Source organism: Paracoccus yeei ATCC BAA-599 (genome assembly GCF_000622145.1).
In the GTDB taxonomy this organism is placed as follows: domain Bacteria; phylum Pseudomonadota; class Alphaproteobacteria; order Rhodobacterales; family Rhodobacteraceae; genus Paracoccus; species Paracoccus yeei.
In genome coordinates, this window is sequence record NZ_KK211404.1 from 58,488 (window position 1) to 82,153 (window position 23,666).

The window sequence follows — 23,666 nt, forward strand, 5'->3', positions numbered from 1 at the left end:
TGCGCCAGTTTGGCAAAGCTTATCCTCTTTTGCCACCGTTAGCGCAACAATCGCTTAACAAAGGGAATGGCCGGTTTTTGCCAGCAATGGCCGGAAAAGAACAAGGCCCGACGGCAGCTTCCCGCCCATTTAACGCCGCAGTGCGGCAAAAATCTTCCGTTCCCGTTCCGTCCTGCCCTGCAGGCGGCAGAACATCAGCGCAGAATCACCCGGGCGCGACGGTCCCCAAAGGCCGCCGCGCTGTTCCCACCAGCCGCCCGGGGTCAGGATCAGCCGGTGCGGCAGGAGACTGGGCGTCAGCAGCAGCAGCGTGACGCGCCGGCCCTGCGCCACCGCCTGCGCAGCGCGGCGGCGCAATGTGCGGGCGCGCCAGTGCCAGCCGGCCAGAAACAGCGCCTCGCCCGGGCGCGCAGGCAGGGGCAGGAAGGCCGGCGGATCGGGGGCAAGCGGGCCGGGCCGCGGCGGGGCCATGCCCTGCGCCTCGGCCAGGCCCGCGCGCAGGGTGGCAAGCACGCGGCCGACGGCGCGGGGCTCCAGCCGGCCCGCCACCATCAGCCGCAGCAGGCGCCTGCGCTGCGCGGCCGCCAGCCAGTCCGCGCTGCCGCCATGGCGCGCCGCGAAGATCGCGGTCGAGCGGCCCACCGCGCGCAGGTCGTGCGGCACCCCCCGGCTGGCGCGCGAGGTGCCGGGCTCCAGGCCGTGGATCACCTCGGCCCCGGGCACCACGGCGGTCAGGCCCTGCGGGAAGGCCTGGGCCAGCCGCCGGTTCACGTCGCTTTCGTCCAGGTGATAGGCGAAAGCCGGATCGAACCCGCCGACTGCCAGCAGCGCATCGCGGCGAAAGGCGCAGTTCGTGCCCAGGGTGCTGACCGGATCGCCCCATTCGGGGGCCAGCAGGGCCGGGCCTTCGACCGGGATCGGATAGCTGCGTCCCGAGGCGTCGATCCGCTCGGCCCGCGCCTGCCAGTTCAGCCCGTCGGGACCGCGGGTGAAGCCGGTCGCGGCGATGACGCGCGGGTCGGCGAAGGGCGCGACCAGATCGCGCACCCAACCCGGTTCCGCCAGCGCGTCGTCGTCGATGAACAGCACGACATCGCCCGCCGCCCGGGCCAGCCCGAGGTTGCGGGCCAGCGAGATGTTGGGCCGGTCGAAGGCCACCCGCTTGGCGGGCAGATCGGGCCGGATCCCGACCGCGCCGGGATCCGCGACCAGCACCAGTTCCAGCGGGTGGTCCTGCAGGGTCAGCGCGGCCAGGCAGCGCGCCAGCGCCTCGGGCCGGTGCCGCGAGACGACGACGACGCTGGCCCGCAGCGCGGGCACGTCATCAGGCAAGGCCCATCCGCTGCATCATCGCTTCCAGTTTCGGCACGTCCGAGGGGTTGTTCAGTTCCCAGAACTCGCGCCCGCGCGCTTCGACCTCGACGCAGAGGATGCGGCGGCCGCGTTCCAGAAAGCGCAACTGCTCGAGCCCCTCGAGCGCCTCGAGCCGGCCCTCGCCCCAGCCGGGGTATTCGGCCAGCGCGGCCGGGCGGTAGGCATAGACGCCGACATGGTGAAACACCGGCGTCGGGTCCGAGGGGCCGAAATCATCCGCCGCGAAGGGAATGACTTCCTTGGAGAAGTAAAGCGCACGGCCGTCATGGCCGAAGACGGCCGTGGTGCCGCCGACCCGCCCCGCCACGCGGTCGGCGATCAGGTCCGAGCGCATCGCGCCCGAGCAGCGCAGCACCGGCGTCGCCACGTCGGCGCCCGGATCGGCCCGCAGGCCCGCGACCAGATCCTCGACGAACCAGGCGGGGGTCAGCGGCGCGTCGCCCTGCAGGTTGACCACGATCTCATGCGTCAGGCCAAGCCTGGCCACCGCCTCGGCGCAGCGTTCGGTGCCGTTGCGGGCCTGGGTCGAGGTCATGGCGGTCTCGGCCCCGAAGCCCGCGGCATGGTCGGCGATGCGCTCGTCGTCGGTGGCGACGATCACCCGGTCCACGTCCCGGACCTGGCGCGCGGCCTCCCAGCTGCGGCGGATCAGGGTCAGGGCCTGCCCGGTCGCGCCGCGCAATTCGACCAGCGGCTTGCCCGGATAGCGTGTCGAGGCGTGCCGCGCGGGGATTACGATGACGACGGACATGGACCTAGTCCCGCGCCAGCAGCACGCCCGGCGCGAAGGCGATGAAGAAGGGGTTGGCAAAGCCTTCCTTGCCATAGGCCAGGGGCGTGTGGTCGTCGAACCGCACCACCTGCCCGCCCGCGCCGCGCAGGACCGCGTCGCCCGCCGCCGTGTCCCACTCCATCGTGCGGCCCAGGCGCGGGTAAAGGTCGGCCTCGCCGGTGGCGACCAGGCAGAACTTCAGCGACGATCCGGCCGAGGTCATGTCGCGCACGCCGTAGCGGGCGATGTATTCGTCCGTCGCCGCGTCGCGGTGCGATTTCGAGGCGACGACCATCAGCGCGCGGTTGTCGGGCATGGAGTTGACGCCGATCGGCGTGACCTCGCCCGGCTGATCGCCGAAGGGGGCCTTTTCCTCGACCGAGCCGCCCTCGGCCAGGGTATAGAACAGCCGGCCCTTGGCCGGGGCATAGACCACGCCGAACCGGGGCGTGCCGTTTTCCACATAGGCGATGTTGACGGTGAAATCGCCGCGGCGCTGCACGAATTCCTTGGTCCCGTCCAGCGGATCGACGATCAGGAAGGTGGACAGGCTTTGCCCGTGCGTGGCGGCCTGTTCCTCGGTCACCAGCGGGATGTCGGGAAAGGCCTCGCGCAGCCCGGCCGAGATCAGCGCGTCCGCCGCCTCGTCCGCCGCCGTCACCGGCGAGGCGTCGGATTTCGCGCGCACGTCGAAATCCTCGGACCCGTAGATCTTCATGATTTCGTCGCCCGCCTGCAGGGCAAGGCGGCGCATCTGGGCGATCATTCGATCGAATTGCATGGTTTATCCTTTTCGTCGCGGCCGGCCGGGCATGTGGCGGCGATTGAATTGGGCGGTTTGCTTCCTTATGATGCCAGCCATCGCGCAGGGCAAGCGCCGCCCTCATGCCAGTCAGGGAATCCCGCAAGACATGTTCGCACAGCGTCGCAGCCGCAATCTGGTCGAGGCCGCGTTCACCACGCTGGCGCTGATCTATCACATCACCGCAAACAACCTGCGCAAGGGCCAGCGCAACGCCGTCGTGGGCCTTTTGATGACGGTCCTGCAGGCGGTCACGATGATCGCGGGCTTTTGGCTGATGTTCTCGATCCTGGGCGTGCGGAACTCGCCCATTCGCGGCGACTTCATCGTCTACATCATGAGCGGCATCTTCATGTTCATGGCCCATGCCCAGGCCATCGGCGCGGTCGCGGGCGCGGGCAGCCCGACGAACCAGATGATGAAGCACGGGCCGATGAACACCGCCGTCATGATGGCGGGCGCGGCCCTGGCGGCGCTTTACCGGCAGACCTTCTCGGCCATCGTGGTGCTGTCGGCCTATCACTACCTGATCCAGCCGGTGCATATCGACAAGCCGCTGGCCTGCTACGGAATGCTGCTGATGGCCTGGTTCTCGGGCTGCTGCATCGGGCTGATCTTTCTGTCCTTCCGGCCCTGGTGGCCCGAAGGGTCGCAGGTGCTGACAAGCTTTTACCAGCGCATGAACATGATCTTTTCTGGCAAGATGTTCGTCGCCAACACCCTGCCGCTTTACATGCTGCACGCCTTTGCCTGGAACCCGCTGTTCCACATCATCGACCAGACGCGGGGCTTCGCCTTCATCAATTATTCGCCGCGCAATTCCTCGTTGAGCTATCCGCTTTACTGCATCGTGGCGCTGCTGATGATCGGGCTGATGGCGGAATACGTCAGCCGCAAGTCGGTTTCCATCTCGACGCTCGCGGGGCGCTGACGCCCTGCGCAAGGGCCACAGATTCTGCCGCAGGCTCAGCTTGCAGGCCGTTTGCGGCCTTCCTATATAGCCCCACAGAGTTCGGAAGGGCCTGGCCCTCCGATGAAATCCAAGGGATCGGGCTTCGGGGGCCGCTTGAGGACCCAAGGCCCAGAATATCGCCGCAAGAAAGGTTACTGCATGTCTAAAGTCATCGGCATCGACCTCGGGACCACCAACAGCTGCGTCGCCATCATGGACGGCAGCCAGCCCAAGGTTATCGAGAACTCGGAAGGCGCGCGCACGACGCCTTCGATCGTCGGCTTCACCGACAGCGAACGCCTGGTCGGCCAGCCCGCGAAACGCCAGGCGGTCACCAACCCCTCGAACACCATCTTCGCGGTCAAGCGCCTGATCGGCCGCCGCACCACCGACCCGGAAGTCGAAAAGGACAAGAAGCTCGTCCCCTATGCCATCGTCGATGGCGGCAATGGCGACGCCTGGGTCGAGGTCCGGGGCGAGAAGTATTCGCCCAGCCAGGTGTCGGCCTTCATCCTGCAGAAGATGAAGGAAACCGCCGAATCCTATCTGGGCGAGCCGGTGACGCAGGCCGTCATCACGGTGCCCGCCTATTTCAACGACGCCCAGCGTCAGGCCACCAAGGACGCCGGCAAGATCGCGGGCCTGGAAGTGCTGCGCATCATCAACGAGCCGACCGCGGCCGCGCTGGCCTACGGCCTGGACAAGAAGGACAGCAAGACCATCGCCGTCTATGACCTTGGCGGCGGCACCTTCGACATCACCATCCTGGAGATCGACGACGGGTTGTTCGAGGTGAAGTCCACCAACGGGGACACGTTCCTGGGCGGTGAAGACTTCGACATGCGCATCGTCAACTACCTGGCCGACGAGTTCAAAAAGGAACACGGCGTCGACCTGACCAAGGACAAGATGGCGCTGCAGCGGCTGAAGGAAGCCGCCGAGAAAGCCAAGATCGAGCTGTCGAGCTCGAGCCAGACCGAGATCAACCAGCCGTTCATCTCGATGGACCGCGACTCGGGCACGCCGCTGCACCTGGTCATGAAGCTGACCCGCGCCAAACTGGAAAGCCTGGTCGGCGATCTGATCAAGCGCACCATGAAGCCCGTCCAGGACGCGCTGAAGGATGCCGGCATGTCCAAGGGCGACATCGACGAGATCGTGCTGGTCGGCGGCATGACCCGGATGCCCAAGGTGGTCGAGGAAGTGACCGCCTTCTTCGGCAAGGAGCCGCACAAGGGCGTGAACCCCGACGAGGTCGTGGCGCTGGGCGCCGCCATCCAGGCGGGCGTGCTGCAGGGCGACGTCAAGGACGTGGTGCTGCTGGACGTGACGCCGCTGTCCCTGGGCATCGAGACGCTGGGCGGGGTCTTCACCCGGCTGATCGACCGCAACACCACGATCCCGACCAAGAAGTCGCAGATCTTCTCGACCGCCGAGGACAACCAGAATGCCGTGACCATCCGGGTCTTCCAGGGTGAGCGCGAGATGGCCTCGGACAACAAGCTGCTGGGCCAGTTCAATCTGGAGGACATCCCCCCGGCGCCGCGCGGCATGCCGCAGATCGAGGTGACCTTCGACATCGACGCGAACGGCATCGTCTCGGTCAGCGCCAAGGACAAGGGCACCGGCAAGCAGCAGAACATCACCATCCAGGCGTCGGGCGGTCTGTCGGACGCGGATATCGAGAAGATGGTCAAGGACGCCGAGGCCAACGCCGAAGCCGACAAGAAGCGCAAGGAACTGGTCGAGGCCAAGAACCAGGCCGAAAGCCTGATCCATTCGACCAAGAAATCGCTGGAAGAGCACGGCGACAAGGTCGACGGCTCGACCGTCGAGGCGATCGAACTGGCCGTCGGCGCGCTGGAGGATGCGGTCAAGACCGAGGACGCCGGCAAGATCAAGGGCGGCATCCAGAACCTGATGGACGCTTCGATGAAGCTGGGCGAGGCCATCTACAAGGCCAGCCAGCCGGGTGAAGAAGGCGCCGAGGCCGACGAGCCCCGGTCGCGCGGCCGCGATGACGACGAGATCGTGGACGCCGACTTCGAGGATCTCGGCGGCGACAAGCGCAAGTAAGCGCCGATGACGAACCCAGCCGGCCCGCTGCGCAACCCGCGCGGGCCGGCTTTCTCTTGAAGGACCCCGGACGCGATCGACATGGCGAAACGTGACTACTACGAAGTTCTGGGTGTGACTCGGGGCGCCTCGGCCGACGAGATCAAGAAGGCCTACCGCGCCAAGGCAAAGCAGCTTCACCCCGACCGGAACAAGGACTGCAAGGTGTCCGAGGCGGCGTTCAAGGAAGTGAACGAAGCCTATGATTGTCTCAAGGACGATCAGAAGAAGGCGGCCTACGACCGCTTCGGCCATGCGGCCTTCGAAAACGGCGGCGGCTTCGGCACCCGCGGCGGCCAGGCCCATCCCGATTTCGGCTCGGCCTTTGCCGATGTCTTCGAGGACCTGTTCGGCGACATGATGGGGCGCCGCCAGGGCGGCGGCAGCCGGTCGCGCGCAAGCCGCGGCCAGGATCTGCGCTATAACCTGCGGGTGACGCTGGAAGAGGCCTTCACCGGCGCGCAAAAGGCGATCACCGTGCCCGGCTCGGTCGCCTGCGCCGCCTGCGAGGGCACCGGCGCCGAGGGCGCGGTCGAGCCCGCGACCTGCCCGACCTGCTCCGGCATGGGCAAGGTTCGCGCCAGCCAGGGTTTCTTCACCGTCGAGCGCACCTGTCCGACCTGCAACGGCCAGGGCCAGATCGTCAAGAATCCCTGCCGGGAATGCCATGGCGCCGGCCGCGTCGAAAAGGAACGCACGCTGTCGGTCAACATCCCCGCCGGGGTGGAGACCGGAACCCGCATCCGTCTGGCCGGCGAGGGCGATGCCGGCATGCGCGGCGGACCTGCGGGCGACCTTTACATTTTCATCGAGGTCAAGGACCACGCCATCTTCATGCGCGACGGCAAGATGCTGGCCTGCCAGGTGCCGGTCAGCATGGTCACCGCGGCCTTGGGCGGCGAGATCGAGGTGCCGACCATCGACGGCGGCCGCTCGCGCGTCAAGATCCCGCCTGGCACCCAGTCGGGCCGCCAGTTGCGGCTGCGGGGCAAGGGCATGCCGCCCCTGCGCCACGGACCCGGCATGAACGGCGAATCGGGCGACATGCTGATCGAGCTGTCGGTGGAAACCCCGGTGAACCTGACCGCCCGGCAGCGCGAGCTGCTGCGCGAGTTCGAGGGGATCAAGGCCGACAACAGTCCGGAAACCCAAGGTTTTTTTCAGAAGATCAAGGGGTTCTGGGATGAGATGAAGGGCTGACAGGCGCGCGTTAACCGCCCGTTTACCCTTGCCGTGGCAGCATCGCGGCATGGACCCGAATCGCTCATTTCAGGAAGCGCCGCTTCCACTTTTTCCCAGCCCCGGCCCAGGAACCGCGGCGGATGAGGTGCCGCAGGCCGGGGGTGCGCCCCTGGCCCGCGGCGCCCGGCTGCCCAGCTATATCTCGGACCACCGCGCCCGGCTGCGCGACCGTTTCATGCAGGGCGGCGCGGGCGCGATGCCCGATTACGAACTGCTGGAACTTGTCCTGTTCCGCGCCATCCCGCGCCAGGACGTCAAACCCTTGGCGCGGCTGCTGATCGACCGCTTCGGGGACTTCAACCGGGTGCTCTCGGCCCCCGCCCCCCGGCTGGCCGAGGTGCCGGGGGTGGGGCCCGCCGTGGTCCAGGAACTCAAGATCGTCGAGGCGGCGGCGCAGCGCCTGGCGCGGTCGCGCGTGATGCACCGGCCGGTGCTGACCAGCTGGGACGCGCTGCTGGACTACTGCCACACCGCCATGGCGCATCGCGAGATCGAGGAGTTCCGGGTGCTGTACCTTGACCGCAAGAACGTGCTGATCGCGGACGAGGAGCAGGCCCGTGGCACCGTCGACCACGTCCCGGTCTATCCGCGCGAAATCATGCGCCGCGCGCTGGAGCTGACGGCCAGTGCCCTGATTCTGGTCCACAACCATCCGTCGGGCGATCCCACGCCCTCGCAGGCGGACATCACCATGACGAACCGCATCGTCGCCGCGGCCGAGGTCATGGGGATGACGGTGCACGACCATCTCATCATCGGCAAGGCGCGCGAACTGAGCTTTCGGGCCGAGGGGCTGCTGTGATACGTCCGGCCTGCGTCCTGTCCCGGCCGGCACTCCGGGACAAGCTTCGGGCGGCCCTGCACTTTTGCCGTGCGGGTCGGCGGCATGGCGGCGCGCAGCCAAAATCCCACACCTGCGCTGATTTGCTGCAGGCCGCGGCCGGGGCCAATCTGGACTGACAAGATTTTGATCGCTACAACCTCTGCCAAGGGGGGGGAAGTGCGCATGCACGGCCCACTCCGTCATATCGCCCGGAGACGGGCGCGTTAATGGAGATGAACCCGTGTCCCACGCAGACGACCACGTAGGCGACCACGGCACCACCCGGAGGGATTTCCTCTATTTCGCGACGGCCGGCGCCGGCACGATCGCAGCGGGTGCCGCAGCCTGGACCCTTGTCAACCAGATGAACCCTTCGGCCGACGTGCAGGCGCTCTCCTCGATCCAGGTCGATGTCAGCGGGATCGAGACGGGAACCCAGCTGACGGTGAAATGGCTGGGCAAGCCCGTGTTCATCCGCCGCCGGACCCCGGAAGAAATCGAGGCCGGCCGCCAGGTCCAGCTGAACGAGCTGATCGACCAGAACGCGGAAAACGCCAACAAGCCGGACGAATCCGCCCTGGACCAGAACCGCACGCTGGACGAGAATGGCGAATGGCTGGTGATGCTGGGGGTCTGCACGCACCTGGGTTGCGTCCCCATCGGCGACGGTGCAGGCGATTTCGGCGGCTGGTTCTGCCCCTGCCACGGCTCGCACTACGACACTGCCGGCCGCATCCGCAAAGGCCCGGCTCCGCAGAACCTGCACATTCCCGTCGCCGCTTTCGTGAACGACACCACCATCCAGCTGGGCTGAGGAGCGCAAGATGGCCGGAATTCCCCACGACCATTACGAACCCAAGACCGCGCCCGAGCGCTGGCTGCACCGCCGCCTGCCGGTCCTTGGCCTGATCTACGACACGATCATGATCCCCACCCCCAAGAACCTGAACTGGTGGTGGATCTGGGGCATCGTGCTGGCCTTTTGCCTGGTCATGCAGATCGCGACCGGCGTGGTGCTGGTCATGCACTACACGCCCCATGTGGACCTGGCCTTCGCCAGCGTCGAACACATCATGCGCGACGTGAACGGCGGCTACATGCTGCGCTATCTGCATGCGAACGGCGCCTCGCTGTTCTTCCTGGCGGTCTATATCCACATCTTCCGCGGCCTCTACTACGGCTCCTACAAGGCCCCGCGCGAAGTGACCTGGATCGTCGGCATGCTGATCTATCTGTGCATGATGGGCACCGCCTTCATGGGCTATGTGCTGCCCTGGGGACAGATGTCCTTTTGGGGCGCGACCGTCATCACCGGCCTCTTCGGCGCCATTCCGGGCATCGGGGAATCGATCCAGACCTGGCTGCTGGGCGGCCCGGCGGTCGACAACGCCACGCTGAACCGCTTCTTCTCGCTGCACTATCTGCTGCCCTTCGTGATCGCGGCGCTGGTGATCGTGCATATCTGGTCCTTCCACACCACCGGCAACAACAACCCCACCGGGGTCGAGGTGCGCCGCAGCTCGAAGGCCGAGGCGCAAAAGGACACGCTGCCCTTCTGGCCCTATTTCGTGGTCAAGGACCTGGTGGGCCTGGCCATCGTCCTGGTCATCTTCTTCGCCGTCGTCGGCTTCATGCCGAACTATCTGGGCCACCCCGACAACTATATCGAGGCGAACCCGCTGGCCACGCCGGCCCATATCGTGCCGGAATGGTATTTCCTGCCCTTCTACGCGATCCTGCGCGCCTTCACCGCCGATGTCTGGGTGGTGATGCTGGTCAACTGGCTGTCCTTCGGCATCATCGACGCCAAGTTCTTCGGCGTGCTGGCGATGTTCGGCGCCATCCTGGTGCTGGCGCTGGTGCCCTGGCTTGACACCTCGCGGGTGCGCTCGGGCCGGTTCCGGCCGCTGTTCAAGTGGTGGTACTGGCTGCTGGCGGTGGATTTCGTCGTGCTGATGTGGGTCGGGGCCATGCCCGCCGAGGGGATCTATCCCTATATCGCCCTGTTCGGCTCGGCCTACTGGTTCGCCTATTTCCTGGTGATCCTGCCGATCCTCGGCGTCATCGAAAAGCCCGAGCCGATGCCCTCGACCATCGAGGAAGACTTCAACGCCCATTACGGCGCGAACACCCATCCGGCCGAGTAAGGAGAGGCAACATGACGCTGAGAAACGCACCGCTCGCGGCTGTTGCGGCCCTGACCCTTGCGCTGTCGGGCGCCGCCCTGGCGCAAGACGGGACCGCAACGGACCAGGCGACCCCCGCGTCCCCGGCCCCGGCCGGGACGCCCGCGCCCCAGCCCGGGGCGGGCGGCACCGCCGGGACCACCACGACATCCGAGGCACCCGCCGCGCCGGGTCAAACCGGCACCGGCGCCAACCAGAGCGGCACGACCGGCGCCGAGGCGCCGACCGACACGCCGACGAATGCCGCCGAGGCTCCGCTGACCGCCGAGCCGCAGACGGACGAACCGCAGGACGCCCCACCCCAGACCGCCGAGCCGGCTGCCGAGCCCACCGCCCCCGAGGGCGAGGCGGCGACCGCCGCCGAGAACGCGGCTCCGCTGCCCGAGGCGGGGGCGTCGGAAACCGCCTCGCAACCTGCACCGGACAGCGCGGGTGAAACCCCCGCGATGGACGAGGATCAGGCTCCGGCAGCCGACGCGCCCGCCGCCGCTGCGCCCGAGGCTCCGGCGCCCGACGCTTCGGCCGAAACCGCGGGCGAGCAGCCTGCGGCAGCTGAAACCGCAGCCGAAGCGGCCACCGAACCCGCAGCGGGCGAAGCTGCGGGCCAGACCGGCACCGTGGTCGAAACCCCGGCGCCCGCCGCCGAGGCCGCCGCCGACACGCCGGTCGAGAGCGGGGGTGAGCCCCCGGCAGAACCCCCCGCCCCGGGCGAGGCCGCGGGTGGCCATGCCGAGGCCGAGGGCGAAGCCGCCGGCGGCCATGCCGCGCCCCATATCGAGGACATCTCGTTCAGCTTCGAGGGGCCGTTCGGCAGGTTCGACCAGTTCCAGCTGCAGCGCGGGTTGCAGGTCTATACCGAGGTCTGTTCGGCCTGCCACGGGCTGCGCTATGTGCCGCTGCGCACGCTGGGCGACCCCGGCGGCCCCGGCCTGCCCGAGGATCAGGTCCGCGCCTATGCGGCCAACCTGACCATCATGGACGCCGAAACCGGAGAGGAGCGTCCGCGCACGCCGACCGACCATTTCCCGACCGTTTCGGGCGAGGGCATGGGCCCGGACCTGTCGCTGATGGCCAAGGGGCGCGCCGGCTTCCATGGGCCTTACGGCTCGGGCCTGTCGCAGCTGTTCCGGGGCATCGGCGGGCCGGAGTACATCCATGCGATCCTCGTGGGCTACAACGGCGAGGAAAAGGAAGAGGCGGGCAGCACCTTCTATCACAACGCCGCCTTCTCGACCGGCTGGATCAAGATGCCGCCGCCGCTGTCCGACGGTCAGGTCACCTATGAGGACGGGACCGAGGCGAGTGTGGACCAGATGGCCCGCGACGTCGCAGCCTTCCTGATGTGGACGGCCGAGCCGAAGATGATGGACCGCAAGCAGGTGGGCTTCGTCTCGGTCATCTTCCTGATCGTGCTGGCCTCGCTGCTGTATCTGACCAACAAGAAGCTGTGGTGGCCGATCAAGCACGGCACCCGCAAGCCCGAATAGGACAGCCCCGACCCAAGGATAACGCGCCCCCCTTCGGGGCGCGTTTTTCGTTTGGCGGCGGGACATCGCGCATTTTCCGGTGCGCGCCCGCTGGACAAGGAGGCCGCCTGCCGCTTGGATGCGTCCCAAGGGGCGGGAGCGCGCAATGACCATCTACAACCTCGGTTCGATCAACATCGACCATGTCTATCGGCTGGCCGACATGCCCCGTGCAGGCGAGACGATCCATGCGCTGGACCACGCCCTGGGCCTGGGCGGCAAGGGCGCCAACCAGTCGGTCGCGGCCGCCCGCGCCGGCGCGAGGGTGGTGCACCTGGGGGCGACCGGACCCGCCGACGACTGGGTGCACGACCGGCTTGCCATGGCCGGGGTCGAGACCGGGGCCATCGCCCGCCTGCCAGACCATGTCACCGGCCATGCCATCATCCTGATCGACCGGACGGCCGAGAACTGCATCGTCGTCCATGGCGGCGCGAACGTGGCCCTGCCACCCGAGGTGCTGGCGCGTGGCCTGTCCGGCATCGGCCCGGGCGATATCCTGCTGGCGCAGAACGAAACCAGCCTGCAACCCCAGGCGGCGGCGCAGGCCCGGGCCGCCGGCGCCCGCGTGATCTATTCCGCCGCCCCCTTCGATCTGGCGGCGCTGCGCCTGGTCCTGCCCCATGTCTCGATTCTGGCGGTGAACGCGGGCGAAGCGCGCCAGACCTTTGCCGCCCTGGGCGAGGACCTGCCGATCGAGGGCCTGCTGATCACCAAAGGCGCCGAGGGGGCCGAATACCGCGACATGGCGACCGGCAGCGTGCTGCGCCAGCCGGCCTTTGCGGTCAAGGCGGTGGATACGACCGGCGCGGGCGACTGCTTTGCCGGCTGGTTCGCCGCTGGGCTTGACCGGGGCGAGGATGCGGCAACCGCGCTGCGCCATGCGGCGGCGGCGGCGGCAATCCAGGTCACGCGACCGGGCGCGGGCGACGCCATGCCCGACCGGGCCGAGGTCATGGCGTTTCTGGCCGCGCAGACCTAGGCGAAAGACGGCGCATGAACTTGCCGAACGCCCGTTCCATGCCTATCTGACAGCCATGAAAATCCCCTTCCTGAACCGTCTTCTGAACCCTGCGCCGCATGTCGCCGTGATCCGGCTGCAGGGCGTGATCGGCATGGCCTCGCGCGGGGGCGGCATGACGGATGCCGGCCTGGCCCCGGTGCTGGAACGCGCCTTCAAGCGCAAGAAACCCGTCGCCGTGGCGCTGGCGGTCAATTCGCCCGGCGGCTCGCCGGTGCAGTCCAGCCTGATCGCCGCCCGCATCCGCCGCCTGTCCGAGGAACGCAAGGTTCCCGTCCACGCCTTTGTCGAGGACATGGCGGCCTCGGGCGGCTACTGGCTGGCCTCCAGCGCGGATCATGTCTGGGCGGACGAAAGCTCGGTCCTGGGCTCGATCGGGGTGATTTCGGCGGGCTTCGGCTTTCACGAGTTGATCGAGCGCTGGGGCATCCAGCGCCGCGTCCACACCGCCGGCCGGTCCAAGTCCATGCTGGACCCGTTCCGCCCCGAAACCCCCGAGGATGTCGAGCGGCTGAACCGTCTGCTGGTCCCGATCCACGAAGCGTTCAAGGATCACGTCCGCGCGCGACGCGGCACCCGGCTGGCCGCCGACCGCGACCTGTTCACCGGCGAGATCTGGACCGGGCGCGAGGCGGTGGAGCTGGGCCTGGCGGATGGCATCGCCCATCTGGTGCCCCGGATGCGCGCGCTTTACGGCGACACGGTCCGCTTCCTGCCCTATGGCCAGCGCGTACCGCTGCTGCGCCGCTTTGGCCTGTCGGCGGGCGACGTGATGGACAGCCTTGAGGAACGCGCGGCCTTTGCGCGCTTCGGGACCGGCGCATGATCAAGACCGTCCTGCTGTGCCTGCTGATCCTCATCGCCCTGGCGCTGGCAGCGGGGCCCGGCGTGCGCCGGCTGATCGCCCGCCTGCTGGGCATCCGCTGGAAATGATGGTGGCGCCCGCATGGTCCGGGCGCCCCTACTTGTCCACCTGCGGGACAGCTGTCGTAATTTCTTTACGATTCCTCCAACGGATTCAGCACATTGTTGCCAGAATGAAAAATATCATTGAAAATCAAGGCGCTGATTTCCTGCCTAAAATTTACGCAGGCCAAGCAAACCCCAACAAATGCTCGCTCGCGCCATGCTGGTCCCACGGAGACTCACAGACTTATCCCCAGATTCCGTGGACAGGATTCCGCTTGAATTCCGCACCCGGACCTTGCAGCGCGGACCCAGAATCATTTCCTGAACGACCATGACCGATTCCACCCCAGAAAAGCCCTCCAAGACAGGCCAGGCGCTGATCCAGGACTATGTGAAGACGCTCGACGGCTCGCCGGGGGTCTATCGGATGCTGGATGCGCAGGGGGCCGTGCTTTACGTCGGCAAGGCCCGCAATCTGCGGGCCCGCGTCTCGAACTATGCGCGCGGCAGCGGCCATTCGGGGCGCATCGCGCGGATGATCCGCGAAACCGCCTCGATGATGTTTCTGACAACGCGCACGGAAACCGAGGCGCTGCTGCTGGAACAGAACCTCATCAAGCAACTGAAGCCGCGCTACAACGTGCTGTTGCGCGACGACAAGTCCTTCCCGAACATCCTGGTCGCCAAGTCGCATCCCTTTGCCCAGATCAAGAAGCATCGCGGCGCCAAGTCGGAAAAGGGGGACTACTACGGCCCCTTCGCCAGCGCGGGTGCGGTGAACCGGACACTGAACCAGTTGCAGCGGGTGTTCCTGCTGCGCAGCTGCACCGATGCGACATTCAGCAGTCGCACCCGGCCCTGCCTGCTTTACCAGATCAAGCGGTGCAGCGCGCCCTGCGTCGGCCGCATCGAGCAGTCCGATTACAACGCCCTGGTGCAGGATGCCGAACGCTTCCTGCAGGGCAAGTCCACCGCCGTGCAGGCCAACCTGGCGCGCGAGATGGCCGAGGCGGCCGAGGCGATGGAATACGAACGCGCCGCGGCGCTGCGCGACCGCATCAAGGCGCTGACCGCCGTGCAGTCGGTCCAGGCGATCAACCCGCGCGGCGTCCCCGAGGCCGACGTGATCGCGCTGCATATGGAGGGGGGGCAGGCCTGCGTGCAGGTCTTCTTCATCCGCGGCAACCAAAGCTGGGGCAACCGCGACTTCTACCCCAGGCTCAACGGCGTCGAATCCGCCGATGAGGTGATGCAGGCGTTCCTGGCGCAGTTCTACGACGGCAAGGTGCCGCCCCGGCTGATCCTGCTGTCGCATGGCATCGAGGACCCGGACCTGATGGCCGAGATCCTGACCCAGAAGGCCGGGCGCAAGGTGGCCGTGGGCGTGCCCCAGCGCGGCGAAAAGGCCGAACTGGTGGAAAACGCCCTGCGCAACGCGCGCGAGAGCCTGGCCCGCCGCATGTCGGAAAGCGCGGCGCAGCAACGGCTGCTGGAGGGTCTGGCCGAGGCCTTCGACCTGCCCGCCGTGCCGCAGCGGATCGAGGTCTATGACAACAGCCACATCCAGGGCACCAATGCCGTCGGCGGGATGGTCGTCGCTGGCCCCGAGGGCTGGATCAAGAGCCAATACCGCAAGTTCAACATCAAAGGCACCGAGATCACCCCGGGCGACGACTTCGGCATGATGAAGGAGGTGCTGACCCGCCGCTTCGCCCGCCTGCTGAAGGAAGACCCCGACCGCCAGACCGATGCCTGGCCCGATCTTCTGCTGATCGACGGCGGCGCGGGCCAGGTCAGCGCGGTGCACCAGATCATGGCCGAGATGGGGGTCGAGGACATTCCCATGGTCGGCGTCGCCAAGGGCGAGGACCGCGACCACGGGAAAGAAGAATTCCACCGTTTCGGCGCCCGCCCCTTCGCGCTGCGCATGAACGACCCGGTGCTGTATTTCATCCAGCGCCTGCGCGACGAGGCGCACCGCTGGGCCATCGGCACGCATCGCGCCAAGCGCGCCAAGGCCGTGATGGCGAACCCGCTGGACGAGATCGCGGGCGTCGGCGCCGCGCGCAAGCGCGCGCTGCTTCAGCATTTCGGCAGCGCCAAGGCGGTCAGCCGCGCGGGCCTGGCCGATCTGGTCGCGGTCGAGGGGATCAACGAATCCCTGGCGCAGAAGATCGTCGATCACTTCCACAAGGGTTAGGGGGCGGGTGCCCCCTTTCCCGTCCCGGCCCTAATGGGCCATCATCTCGTCGACGATCTGCTCGGCGCTCAGCGCGTTCGGGTAATAGGTCGGCCAGTTCGTGACCTCCTCCAGCAGGGCCTTGCGGTCATCGCCCCAGTACAGGTGGTAGTGGTCTGATTTGGCCGGCGCGATCCTGTGGTCGCTGAACTGGATATAGCCGGGCGCCGCCTCGTCCCCCGACACCTTCCTGAAGACATAGCGCACGCCGCGGTTGCCCTTGGCATAGGTCAGGATCTCGTGCCCGTCGGCGGCATAGGTTCCGCGCGCCACCGTGTCGCCGCTGATGAAGGTGACGGTGTCGCCCGCGATCTCGATCCGGTCCACGTCGGTCTTGTAGCCGGTTTCGTAATAGGCGCGATACGCCTCGGCCGTCTTGTCGCCGTGTTCGGCCTTGTGGGCCATCACCGGATCCAGGCTGCCGTCCTGCAGCAGCGGATAGACCGACTTCCAGTCACCCTGCCAGTCCGACAGGGGGCGGTCCTGGACCTGGGCATCCTCGAAATACCCCTTGTAGATGCGCTCATCGCCATGATTGTGGCTGTGGCCATGCGCATGGTCGTGCCCATGGTCATGGTTGTGGCCCGTGCCCTGTGCCAGCGCGCCCCCCGCCAGCAACGTCAAGCCAAGCGTCACTGCGCCGATCCGGCCGATCATCCCGTTCCGCATTCGTCCGTCATCCCTCGTTTGCCAAGTTTCGTGATGTTATTACATTTCAAACATGCCCCATGCAACCCCTTGCCGTCCGCGCCCCCTTTCCCCGGCCCGCACAAGCGCCTAGATTGAGCGTCATGCGCTGGACCTTGCCCAACCTTCTGACCGTTCTGCGACTTCTGGCTGCGCCGCTGGTGCCGCTGATGTTCCTGTTCCTCAGCCGGCCCTTTGCCGATTTCGCGGCCCTTGTCCTGTTCCTTGTCGCCGCGATCACCGACTGGTTCGACGGCTATCTGGCACGGGCCTGGGGCCAGGAAAGCCGCTTTGGCGCGGCGATGGACCCGATCGCCGACAAGGCCATGGTCATCATCGCCGTGGTGGTGATCACCGGCTATTCCGGCATGAACCCCTGGCTGATCCTGCCCGCCACCGTGATCCTGTTCCGCGAGGTCTTCGTGTCGGGCCTGCGCGAATTCCTGGGTGCCAATGCCAAGCTGCTGAAGGTCACCCGGCTTGCCAAATGGAAGACGACCGCGCAGATGGTCGCCATCTCGGTCCTGTTCCTGGGCACCGGCCTGAACTATTACGAGGTCGGCCATCCGCCCCTGGTGGGCGAAACCAGCCTGCCCTGGTCCGACAGCTGGTCCGATCTCGCGACCCAGATCGGCCTGGCGCTGATCTGGATGGCGGCGGTGCTGACCGCCATCACGGGCTGGGACTATTTCGACAAGGCCCGCCCCTTCCTGAGGGATCCCGATGCGGCTTGACGTGCTTTACTTCGCCTGGCTGCGCGAACGCATCGGCCAGCCGCGCGAGACGGTCGAGACCGAGGCCGCCACCGTGCGCGCCCTGGTGGCCCAGCTGGCGGCCATGGACGACTGGCACGCGGCGGCGCTTTCGGACCTGAGCGCGGTGCGCGTGGCGCTGGACCAGGAACTGGCCGACCTCGACGCCCCCCTGGCCGGCGTGCGCGAGGTGGCGTTCTTTCCGCCCATGACCGGGGGCTAGGCGATGTCCGCGCGGGTGCAGGCCGAGGCCTTCGACCTGGGGGCCGAGATCGCGGGCTTCGGCCGGGATGCCGGGGCCGTCGTCACCTTCTCCGGCCTGGTCCGGTCCGAGGACGGGCGCCTTGTGGCGCTGGAAATCGAGCATTACCCCGGCATGACCGAAAAGGCCCTGCAATCCTATGGCGAGGAAGCCGCCCGCCGCTTCGGCCTGACCGACTGGCGGATCGTGCACCGCCACGGCCGGATCGCGGTAGGCGAGCCGATCATGATGGTCGCGACCGCCGCCCGGCACCGGCAGGCGGCATTCCAGGGTGCCGAATACCTGATGGACTGGCTGAAATCCCGCGCCCCGTTCTGGAAGCGCGAAATCGGCCCGGACGGCCCCGGCCAATGGGTCGAGGCGCGCGATGCCGACGAAGGCGCCCTGTCGCGCTGGTGAGCGGCACGTTGCAATCCGCCCCGTCCGCAAGCATATAGTCGCCAACCCGACAGGATGACAGCGCGGAGCCTCGCATGACCTACCTCGAGTTCGAAAAGCCCCTTGCCGACCTGGAGGGCAAGGCCGAGGAACTGCGCGCACTGGCCCGCAAGGGCGAAGGCGTCGATCTTGAGAAAGAGGCCACCGCACTCGACCGCAAGGCCGAGGACATGCTGCGCGACCTCTACAAGTCGCTTGATCCCTGGCGCAAGACGCTGGTCGCCCGCCACCCCGAACGCCCGCATTGCAAGGATTACGTCGAAGCCCTGTTCACCGAATACACGCCCCTGGCCGGCGACCGCGCCTTTGGCGAGGATCACGCCGTGATGGGCGGCCTCGCGCGGTTCCGCGACGCGCCCTGCGTCGTCATCGGTCACGAAAAGGGCAACGACACCCGGACCCGGCTGGAACACAATTTCGGCATGGCCCGACCCGAGGGCTATCGCAAGGCGATCCGGCTGATGGACCTGGCCGACCGCTTCCGGCTGCCGGTCATCACCCTGGTCGACACGCCCGGCGCCTATCCCGGCAAGGGCGCCGAGGAACGCGGCCAGTCCGAGGCCATTGCGCGGGCGACCGAGAAATGCCTGCGGATCGGCGTGCCGCTGGTCTCGGTCATCATCGGCGAGGGCGGCTCGGGCGGCGCCGTCGCCTTCGCCACCGCCAGCCGCATCGCCATGCTGGAGCACTCGATCTATTCGGTGATCTCGCCCGAGGGCTGCGCCTCGATCCTGTGGAAGGATGCCGAGAAGATGCGCGAGGCGGCCCACGCGCTGAAACTGACGGCGCAGGACCTGAAGAAGCTGGACGTCATCGACCGCATCATTCCCGAACCGATGGGCGGCGCCCAGCGTGCGCCCGCCGAAACCATCGCCGCCGTGGGCGACGCGATTGCCGAGATGCTGGCCGAACTCGACGGCATGAAGCCCGCCGACATCGTCCGCCATCGGCGGCAGAAGTTCCTAGCCATGGGCTCGAAGGCCCTGGCCTGACCGCCGGCGGCAGGCGCCGCATGGGTATTTAAAAAACGGTGAAAGCCAAGGCTTGGCCCGCCGGCCCGCGCCTTCGACACGGAAAGCGCCGCGGCGCGGCATTTCACTGTTTTCCAAATACCCGATCCGGCACTTCCGCTGGTCGGGCGATTGGTCTTTCTCGGGTGCCGGCCTTAGCTGCGGGCGGCGCGGATCGAATCCTCCAGAATGTCCAGCGCCTCGTCGAAGACCGCCTCGGGGATGGTCAGCGGCGCGAGGAAGCGGATGACATTGCCGTGGACGCCGCAGGTCAGCAGGATCAGGTTGCGCCCGAGCGCCTCCTCGCGGACGCGGTTCGTCATTTCGGGGTTGGGCTTGTCGGATCCTGCGATGTTGAATTCGACCGCGTTCATGAAGCCGGGGCCGCGGATGTCCACAATTTCCGGCACATCATGGGCGATCCCGGCCAGGCGCTGCTTCAGCCGCTGGCCCAGGCGGGTCGCGCGGGCGCAAAGGTCCTCCTCGGCGATCACGTCGAGGACGGCATGGGCGGCCGCCACGGCCAGCGGATTGCCGGCATAGGTGCCGCCCAGGCCCCCCGGGGCGGGGCTGTCGATCACCTCGGCCCGACCGGTCACGGCGCTGATCGGCAGCCCGCCGCCCAGGCCCTTGGCCATGGTGGTCAGGTCGGCCGCAACGCCGTGATGCTCCATCGCGAACAGCCGGCCGGTGCGGGCAAAGCCGGTCTGCACCTCGTCGGCGATCAGCAGCATGGAATACTGGTCGCAGATCTCGCGCAGACGCTGCATGAAGCCGGGCGGGACCTCATAGAAGCCGCCCTCGCCCTGCACCGGCTCGACGACGATGGCGGCGACGCGGGCCGGGTCGATGTCGGACTTGAACAGCCGGTCCAGCGCCGCCAAGGCATCCTGCTGGCTGGTGTCGTGCAGTTCGACCGGAAAGGGCAGGTGCCAGATGTCGTTCATCATCGGCCCGAAGCCCGCCTTGTAGGGCTGGACCTTGCCGGTCAGTGACATGCCCAGATAGGTGCGGCCGTGAAACCCGCCCGAGAAGGCCACCACCCCGGCCCGGCCCGTGTAATGCCGCGCGATCTTGACGGCGTTTTCCACCGCCTCGGCCCCGGTGGTGTAGAACGCGGTCTTCTTGGGCCAGTCGCCCGGCACCGCCGCGTTCAGCCGCTCGGCCAGGGCGACATAGCTTTCATAGGGCACGACCTGGTGGCAGGTGTGGGTAAAGCGGTCCAGCTGGTCCCTGACCGCCTGCACCACGCGCGGGTGGCGGTGGCCGGTGTTGACCACGGCGATGCCGGCGGCGAAATCGATATAGCGGTTGCCCTCGGCATCCCAGATCTCGGCATTTTCGGCGCGCTCGGCATAGATCTGCGTCGTCATGCCCACCCCGCGCGAGATGGCGGCGTTCTTGCGGTCGGTCAGGCTGGTCATCGGCCCTCTCCCTGCTGCGATTCAGGGCGATGCTATACGCCCGGCCGGGCCGCGAACAGGGGCCGCTTGCGCCCCGCCGCCGGCTCTGCCACGCTGGCCCGGCCAAGGAAGGCCCCCATGTTTCCGATCCGAGACCACAATCCCTCGACCCGCACGCCCCATGTCAGGAACCTGCTGATCCTGCTCAACATCGCGATGTTCCTGCTGACCGAGCCCTGGGGCGGCGGCGCCATCGGGCTGTGGGACAGGCTGGCGCTGTATCCGGTCGCCATCATGCACGAACAATGGCTGTGGGGGTTGGTCACGCACATGTTCCTGCATGCCGGGCTGCTGCATCTGGGCGGCAACATGCTGTTCCTGTGGGTGTTCGGCGACAATCTCGAGGATCAGATGGGCCCCCTGAGCTTTCTGGCCTTTTACCTGGCCTGCGGGCTGGCGGCCGCGGCGGGGCAGATCGCGGCCGACCCGGACAGCGGGATTCCCATGGTCGGCGCCTCGGGCGCCATCGCGGGGGTGATGGGGGGGTATCTGCTGCTGTTTCCCCGCGCCCGGATCGACGTGATCGCCATCATCATCGTCTTCATCAAGCGCTTCACCCTGCCTGCCTGGGTGGTGCTGATGCTGTGGTTCGGGATCCAGCTGTTCTCGGGCTATGCGATGCTGGACGACGGCGTGGCCTATGTCGCCCATATCGGCGGCTTCCTGGCCGGGGGCGTGCTGGCGCTGCCGCTGTTCATCCGGCGGGGCGGGCCGCGATTCTGGCAGGCGACGCATGGCCGCCCGCCGCATCGCGCGGCGGATTACGCGCCCTCACGCATCCCGGTCGTGCGGCGCTAGGACGCCCCGGCTCATGTGCCGCTTGCCGGCAAAGCCCGGCGCCCGGCTGACGGCGAAGCCCGCCGCCGCCAGCGCCCGCCGGACGTGCCCCGCCGCCGTATAGGTGGCGAAGGTGCCCCCCGGCGCGGTATGGCGCGCGACCTGGTCCATCAGCGCCTCACCCCAAAGCTCGGGGTTCTTTGCCGGAGAGAAGCCGTCCAGGAACCAGGCATCCGCCCGCCCCGGCCAGGCCGGCAGGGCGTCCCGCGCATCGCCCTCGACGATGCGGGCCTCGACCGTGCCGACCGTGAACCGGCGCTCGGCCCAGCCGGCGCGCAGCTCTGCCGCCAGAACCGCCAGCTCGGGAAAGGCGGCATGGGCGCGCGTCAGCTCGGCCAGGCTCATCGGATAGGCCTCGAAGCTGGTGAAGCGGACGGGCACCGTCGCCACCTGCGCCAGCGCCAGCAGGTTCAGCCCGGTGCCGAACCCCAGCTCCGCCACATGAAACCCCGGCCGCAGCCGCGTCGGCAAGCCGTTTCCGGCCAGAAAGACGTGGCGGGTTTCCGCAAGCCCGCCGTTCAGGCTGAAATACGGGTCGTCGAACCGGCGAGAGACCGGGATCGCCCCCTCGCGCCAGTCCAGGTCCGCGCCGCTCTGGTCCGCATCGTGCATTCGCGCTAACTCCGGTTTCGGCGGCAGATGCGGCGAAAGGAAGCGGATGGCAAGCGAAATCACCCCGACAGTCACGGTGGCGGGCGCGGGCATCTTTGGCCTTGCCTGCGCCTGGGAACTGCTGCGCCGCGGCCAGCCGGCGCGCGTGGTCGAAGCGGCCCGGATCGGCGCCGGGGCCTCGGGCGGTCATGTCGGCGCGCTGGCCCCCCATGCGCCGGAAAACTGGAACGCCAAGAAGCAGGTCCAGCTTGAGGCGCTGATCGGCGCCGAGGCCTGGTGGGCCGAGGTGGCCCAGGCCGGCGGCGTGGACCCCGGCTATGCCCGCACCGGCCGCATCCAGCCCGTCGCCCCGGGAACCAAGGCGCGCATGGCCGAACGCATCGCCGCCGCCCGCGCCCATTGGCCCGGCTGGGCGGCGATGGCCTTGACCGACAGCCCCGATGCGGCGCTGGTCCCGGTGTCGGACAGCGGCCTGTGGCTGGTCGACCGGCTGACCGCGCGGATCAGCCCGCGCCGCGCCTGCGCCGCGCTGGCCGCAGCCATCCGGGCGCGGGGCGGCATCATCGAGGAAGGTTCGACCACACAAGGCCCCGCCATCTGGGCCACCGGCTGGGCCGGGCTCGCGTCTTTCGGTGGCGGCGGGGTCAAGGGCCAGTCGGCGCTGCTGGGCTTCGCCGCCCCCGAAGCGCCGCAGGTCTTTGCCGACGGCATCCATATCGTGCCGCATGGCGACGGGACGGTGGCGGTCGGCTCGACCTCGGAGCGCGACGTCGCAGACCTTGCCACCGACGCCCAGCTGGATGTGCTGATCGCCAGGGCCCGCGCGCTGTGCCCGGCCCTGGCCGATGCCCCGGTCGTGGACCGCTGGGCCGGCATCCGCCCCCGCACGAAATCCCGTGCGCCCATCGTCGGGCCGTGGCCGGACCGGCCGGGGCATTACGTCGCCAATGGCGGCTTCAAGATCGGCCTGGCGATGGCACCGGCCTGCGCGGGGATGCTGGCCGACCTGATCCTTGAGGGGCGCGACACCATCCCCGAAGGGTTCAGGGTGCCCGATCCTAGGGCTGGGGGCTGACCCCGATCACCCAGGGATGCAGGTGGAACAGCGCCGCCCAGACCAGCAGCGCCAGCGCCCCCCGCCGCCAGGACAGCCGCCAGCGGAACCGCGTGACCTTCAGCCCGAACAGCGCGTAACTCAGCAGCAGGCCAAAGAAGATCGCATGTGCCAGATCGCCGTTCGCGACCAGATGCGCCCCGGCCCAGACCGCGAACCCCGCCATCAGCCCGCGCATGCCGCCGGCGACGGCCAGCAGGATCGCCAGCGGCATCGCCAGATTGACCAGCCAGCGCATCCAGGGCAGCTGCGGCCAGACCTCGACAAAGGGCGCGCGTCCCGCCGCCAGGATCAGCCAGTACAGCAGTCCCAGCGACAGCAGGCTGTAGCCCGCGACATAGGCCCGCCGCCCGAATCGCGCGACCAGCGGCCCGCGCAGCCGGGCCGGAATGACGTGCGATGCCAGAAAGGCCGCCAGCGCCAGGGTGAATTCTGCCCATTCCATGGTCCCGCTTCTAGGCCGCCGCCCGCCGCCGGGCAATCGGATTGACCCCGCGCCCGGCTGCGGCATGATGGCGCAAAAGCCAAAG

General features: G+C 68.0%; 23 protein-coding genes. 16 read left to right on the forward strand and 7 right to left on the reverse strand.

The window, feature by feature from the left end:
- Positions 1-129 precede the first annotated feature (129 nt).
- From BU28_RS0120995 to cysQ, 3 genes are read right to left on the reverse strand one after another with little or no spacing between them, the layout of a single operon-like run.
- Positions 130-1,332 (reverse strand): glycosyltransferase family 2 protein, encoded by a 1,203-nt coding sequence (locus BU28_RS0120995; RefSeq protein ID WP_036763980.1) that lies wholly within the window; start codon positions 1,330-1,332, stop codon positions 130-132.
- On the reverse strand, positions 1,325-2,125 hold the full coding sequence (locus BU28_RS0121000) for a 3-deoxy-manno-octulosonate cytidylyltransferase (protein ID WP_028721179.1): 801 nt from the start codon (positions 2,123-2,125) through the stop codon (positions 1,325-1,327). The genes BU28_RS0120995 and BU28_RS0121000 overlap by 8 nt, the downstream gene beginning before the upstream one ends.
- A gap of 4 nt (positions 2,126-2,129) precedes the next feature.
- Positions 2,130-2,927 carry a 3'(2'),5'-bisphosphate nucleotidase CysQ gene (cysQ, locus tag BU28_RS0121005; protein ID WP_028721180.1) on the reverse strand — a complete coding sequence of 266 codons (798 nt, stop codon included), beginning with the start codon at positions 2,925-2,927 and terminating at the stop codon, positions 2,130-2,132.
- 130 nt (positions 2,928-3,057) lie between these two features.
- Here cysQ and BU28_RS0121010 point away from each other — a divergent pair, with 130 nt between their 5' ends.
- The 10 genes from BU28_RS0121010 to uvrC all read left to right on the forward strand — a co-directional run bounded on the left by BU28_RS0121010 (position 3,058) and on the right by uvrC (position 15,922).
- Positions 3,058-3,879 carry an ABC transporter permease gene (locus BU28_RS0121010; protein WP_028721181.1) on the forward strand — a complete coding sequence of 274 codons (822 nt, stop codon included), beginning with the start codon at positions 3,058-3,060 and terminating at the stop codon, positions 3,877-3,879.
- 180 nt (positions 3,880-4,059) lie between these two features.
- The gene (dnaK, locus tag BU28_RS0121015; RefSeq protein WP_028721182.1) at positions 4,060-5,976 is read left to right on the forward strand and encodes a molecular chaperone DnaK; all 1,917 of its coding nucleotides are present in this window, start codon (positions 4,060-4,062) and stop codon (positions 5,974-5,976) included.
- A gap of 81 nt (positions 5,977-6,057) precedes the next feature.
- Positions 6,058-7,215: a molecular chaperone DnaJ gene (gene dnaJ, locus BU28_RS0121020; protein WP_028721183.1), complete on the forward strand. Its 1,158-nt coding sequence runs from the start codon at positions 6,058-6,060 to the stop codon at positions 7,213-7,215.
- A gap of 49 nt (positions 7,216-7,264) precedes the next feature.
- A complete protein-coding gene (gene radC, locus BU28_RS0121025; protein WP_028721184.1) occupies positions 7,265-8,059 on the forward strand; it encodes a RadC family protein in 795 nt (264 codons plus the stop codon).
- Between the two features lie 262 nt (positions 8,060-8,321).
- Positions 8,322-8,894, forward strand: a complete 573-nt coding sequence (petA, locus tag BU28_RS0121030) for a ubiquinol-cytochrome c reductase iron-sulfur subunit (RefSeq protein WP_028721185.1) — start codon at positions 8,322-8,324, stop codon at positions 8,892-8,894.
- Positions 8,895-8,904: 10 nt separating this feature from the next.
- Complete coding sequence (gene petB / locus BU28_RS0121035) at positions 8,905-10,227, forward strand: cytochrome b (RefSeq protein ID WP_028721186.1); 1,323 nt, start codon at positions 8,905-8,907, stop codon at positions 10,225-10,227.
- An 11-nt stretch (positions 10,228-10,238) separates the two neighbouring features.
- Entirely contained in the window at positions 10,239-11,753 is a 1,515-nt protein-coding gene (locus BU28_RS26695) for a cytochrome c1 (RefSeq protein WP_028721187.1), read from the forward strand.
- Between the two features lie 145 nt (positions 11,754-11,898).
- Positions 11,899-12,774 carry a PfkB family carbohydrate kinase gene (locus BU28_RS0121045; RefSeq protein ID WP_028721188.1) on the forward strand — a complete coding sequence of 292 codons (876 nt, stop codon included), beginning with the start codon at positions 11,899-11,901 and terminating at the stop codon, positions 12,772-12,774.
- Between the two features lie 55 nt (positions 12,775-12,829).
- Positions 12,830-13,639, forward strand: coding sequence for a S49 family peptidase (locus tag BU28_RS0121050; RefSeq protein WP_028721189.1), 810 nt, complete (start codon positions 12,830-12,832; stop codon positions 13,637-13,639).
- Positions 13,640-14,053: 414 nt separating this feature from the next.
- Positions 14,054-15,922, forward strand: coding sequence for an excinuclease ABC subunit UvrC (uvrC, locus tag BU28_RS0121060; protein WP_028721190.1), 1,869 nt, complete (start codon positions 14,054-14,056; stop codon positions 15,920-15,922).
- A gap of 30 nt (positions 15,923-15,952) precedes the next feature.
- Here uvrC and BU28_RS0121065 read toward each other — a convergent pair whose 3' ends face one another.
- On the reverse strand, positions 15,953-16,630 hold the full coding sequence (locus BU28_RS0121065) for a ZinT family metal-binding protein (protein WP_028721191.1): 678 nt from the start codon (positions 16,628-16,630) through the stop codon (positions 15,953-15,955).
- 122 nt (positions 16,631-16,752) lie between these two features.
- On the opposite strand from BU28_RS0121065, the gene pgsA reads away from it, so the two are divergent.
- From pgsA to BU28_RS0121085, 4 genes are all read left to right on the forward strand, one after another.
- On the forward strand, positions 16,753-17,382 hold the full coding sequence (gene pgsA, locus BU28_RS0121070; protein ID WP_028721192.1) for a CDP-diacylglycerol--glycerol-3-phosphate 3-phosphatidyltransferase: 630 nt from the start codon (positions 16,753-16,755) through the stop codon (positions 17,380-17,382).
- Entirely contained in the window at positions 17,372-17,623 is a 252-nt protein-coding gene (moaD, locus tag BU28_RS0121075) for a molybdopterin converting factor subunit 1 (protein WP_028721193.1), read from the forward strand. The genes pgsA and moaD overlap by 11 nt, the downstream gene beginning before the upstream one ends.
- A gap of 3 nt (positions 17,624-17,626) precedes the next feature.
- The gene (locus BU28_RS0121080) at positions 17,627-18,061 is read left to right on the forward strand and encodes a molybdenum cofactor biosynthesis protein MoaE (protein ID WP_028721194.1); all 435 of its coding nucleotides are present in this window, start codon (positions 17,627-17,629) and stop codon (positions 18,059-18,061) included.
- 74 nt (positions 18,062-18,135) lie between these two features.
- Entirely contained in the window at positions 18,136-19,092 is a 957-nt protein-coding gene (locus tag BU28_RS0121085) for an acetyl-CoA carboxylase carboxyltransferase subunit alpha (RefSeq protein WP_028721195.1), read from the forward strand.
- Between the two features lie 173 nt (positions 19,093-19,265).
- Here the strand turns inward: BU28_RS0121085 and BU28_RS0121090 are convergent, their stop codons facing one another.
- Entirely contained in the window at positions 19,266-20,534 is a 1,269-nt protein-coding gene (locus tag BU28_RS0121090) for a 4-aminobutyrate--2-oxoglutarate transaminase (protein WP_028721196.1), read from the reverse strand.
- A 117-nt stretch (positions 20,535-20,651) separates the two neighbouring features.
- Between BU28_RS0121090 and BU28_RS0121095 the strand changes: the two genes are divergently transcribed.
- Positions 20,652-21,371, forward strand: coding sequence for a rhomboid family intramembrane serine protease (locus tag BU28_RS0121095; RefSeq protein ID WP_028721197.1), 720 nt, complete (start codon positions 20,652-20,654; stop codon positions 21,369-21,371).
- Here BU28_RS0121095 and mnmC2 read toward each other — a convergent pair.
- On the reverse strand, positions 21,345-22,022 hold the full coding sequence (gene mnmC2 / locus BU28_RS0121100) for a tRNA (5-methylaminomethyl-2-thiouridine)(34)-methyltransferase MnmC2 (RefSeq protein ID WP_028721198.1): 678 nt from the start codon (positions 22,020-22,022) through the stop codon (positions 21,345-21,347). The two genes, BU28_RS0121095 and mnmC2, sit on opposite strands and share 27 nt — an antisense overlap.
- A gap of 46 nt (positions 22,023-22,068) precedes the next feature.
- On the opposite strand from mnmC2, the gene BU28_RS0121105 reads away from it, so the two are divergent.
- Positions 22,069-23,097: an NAD(P)/FAD-dependent oxidoreductase gene (locus BU28_RS0121105; protein ID WP_028721199.1), complete on the forward strand. Its 1,029-nt coding sequence runs from the start codon at positions 22,069-22,071 to the stop codon at positions 23,095-23,097.
- Here BU28_RS0121105 and BU28_RS0121110 read toward each other — a convergent pair.
- The gene (locus tag BU28_RS0121110) at positions 23,081-23,581 is read right to left on the reverse strand and encodes an NnrU family protein (protein ID WP_028721200.1); all 501 of its coding nucleotides are present in this window, start codon (positions 23,579-23,581) and stop codon (positions 23,081-23,083) included. The two genes, BU28_RS0121105 and BU28_RS0121110, sit on opposite strands and share 17 nt — an antisense overlap.
- Between the last annotated feature and the right edge of the window lie 85 nt (positions 23,582-23,666).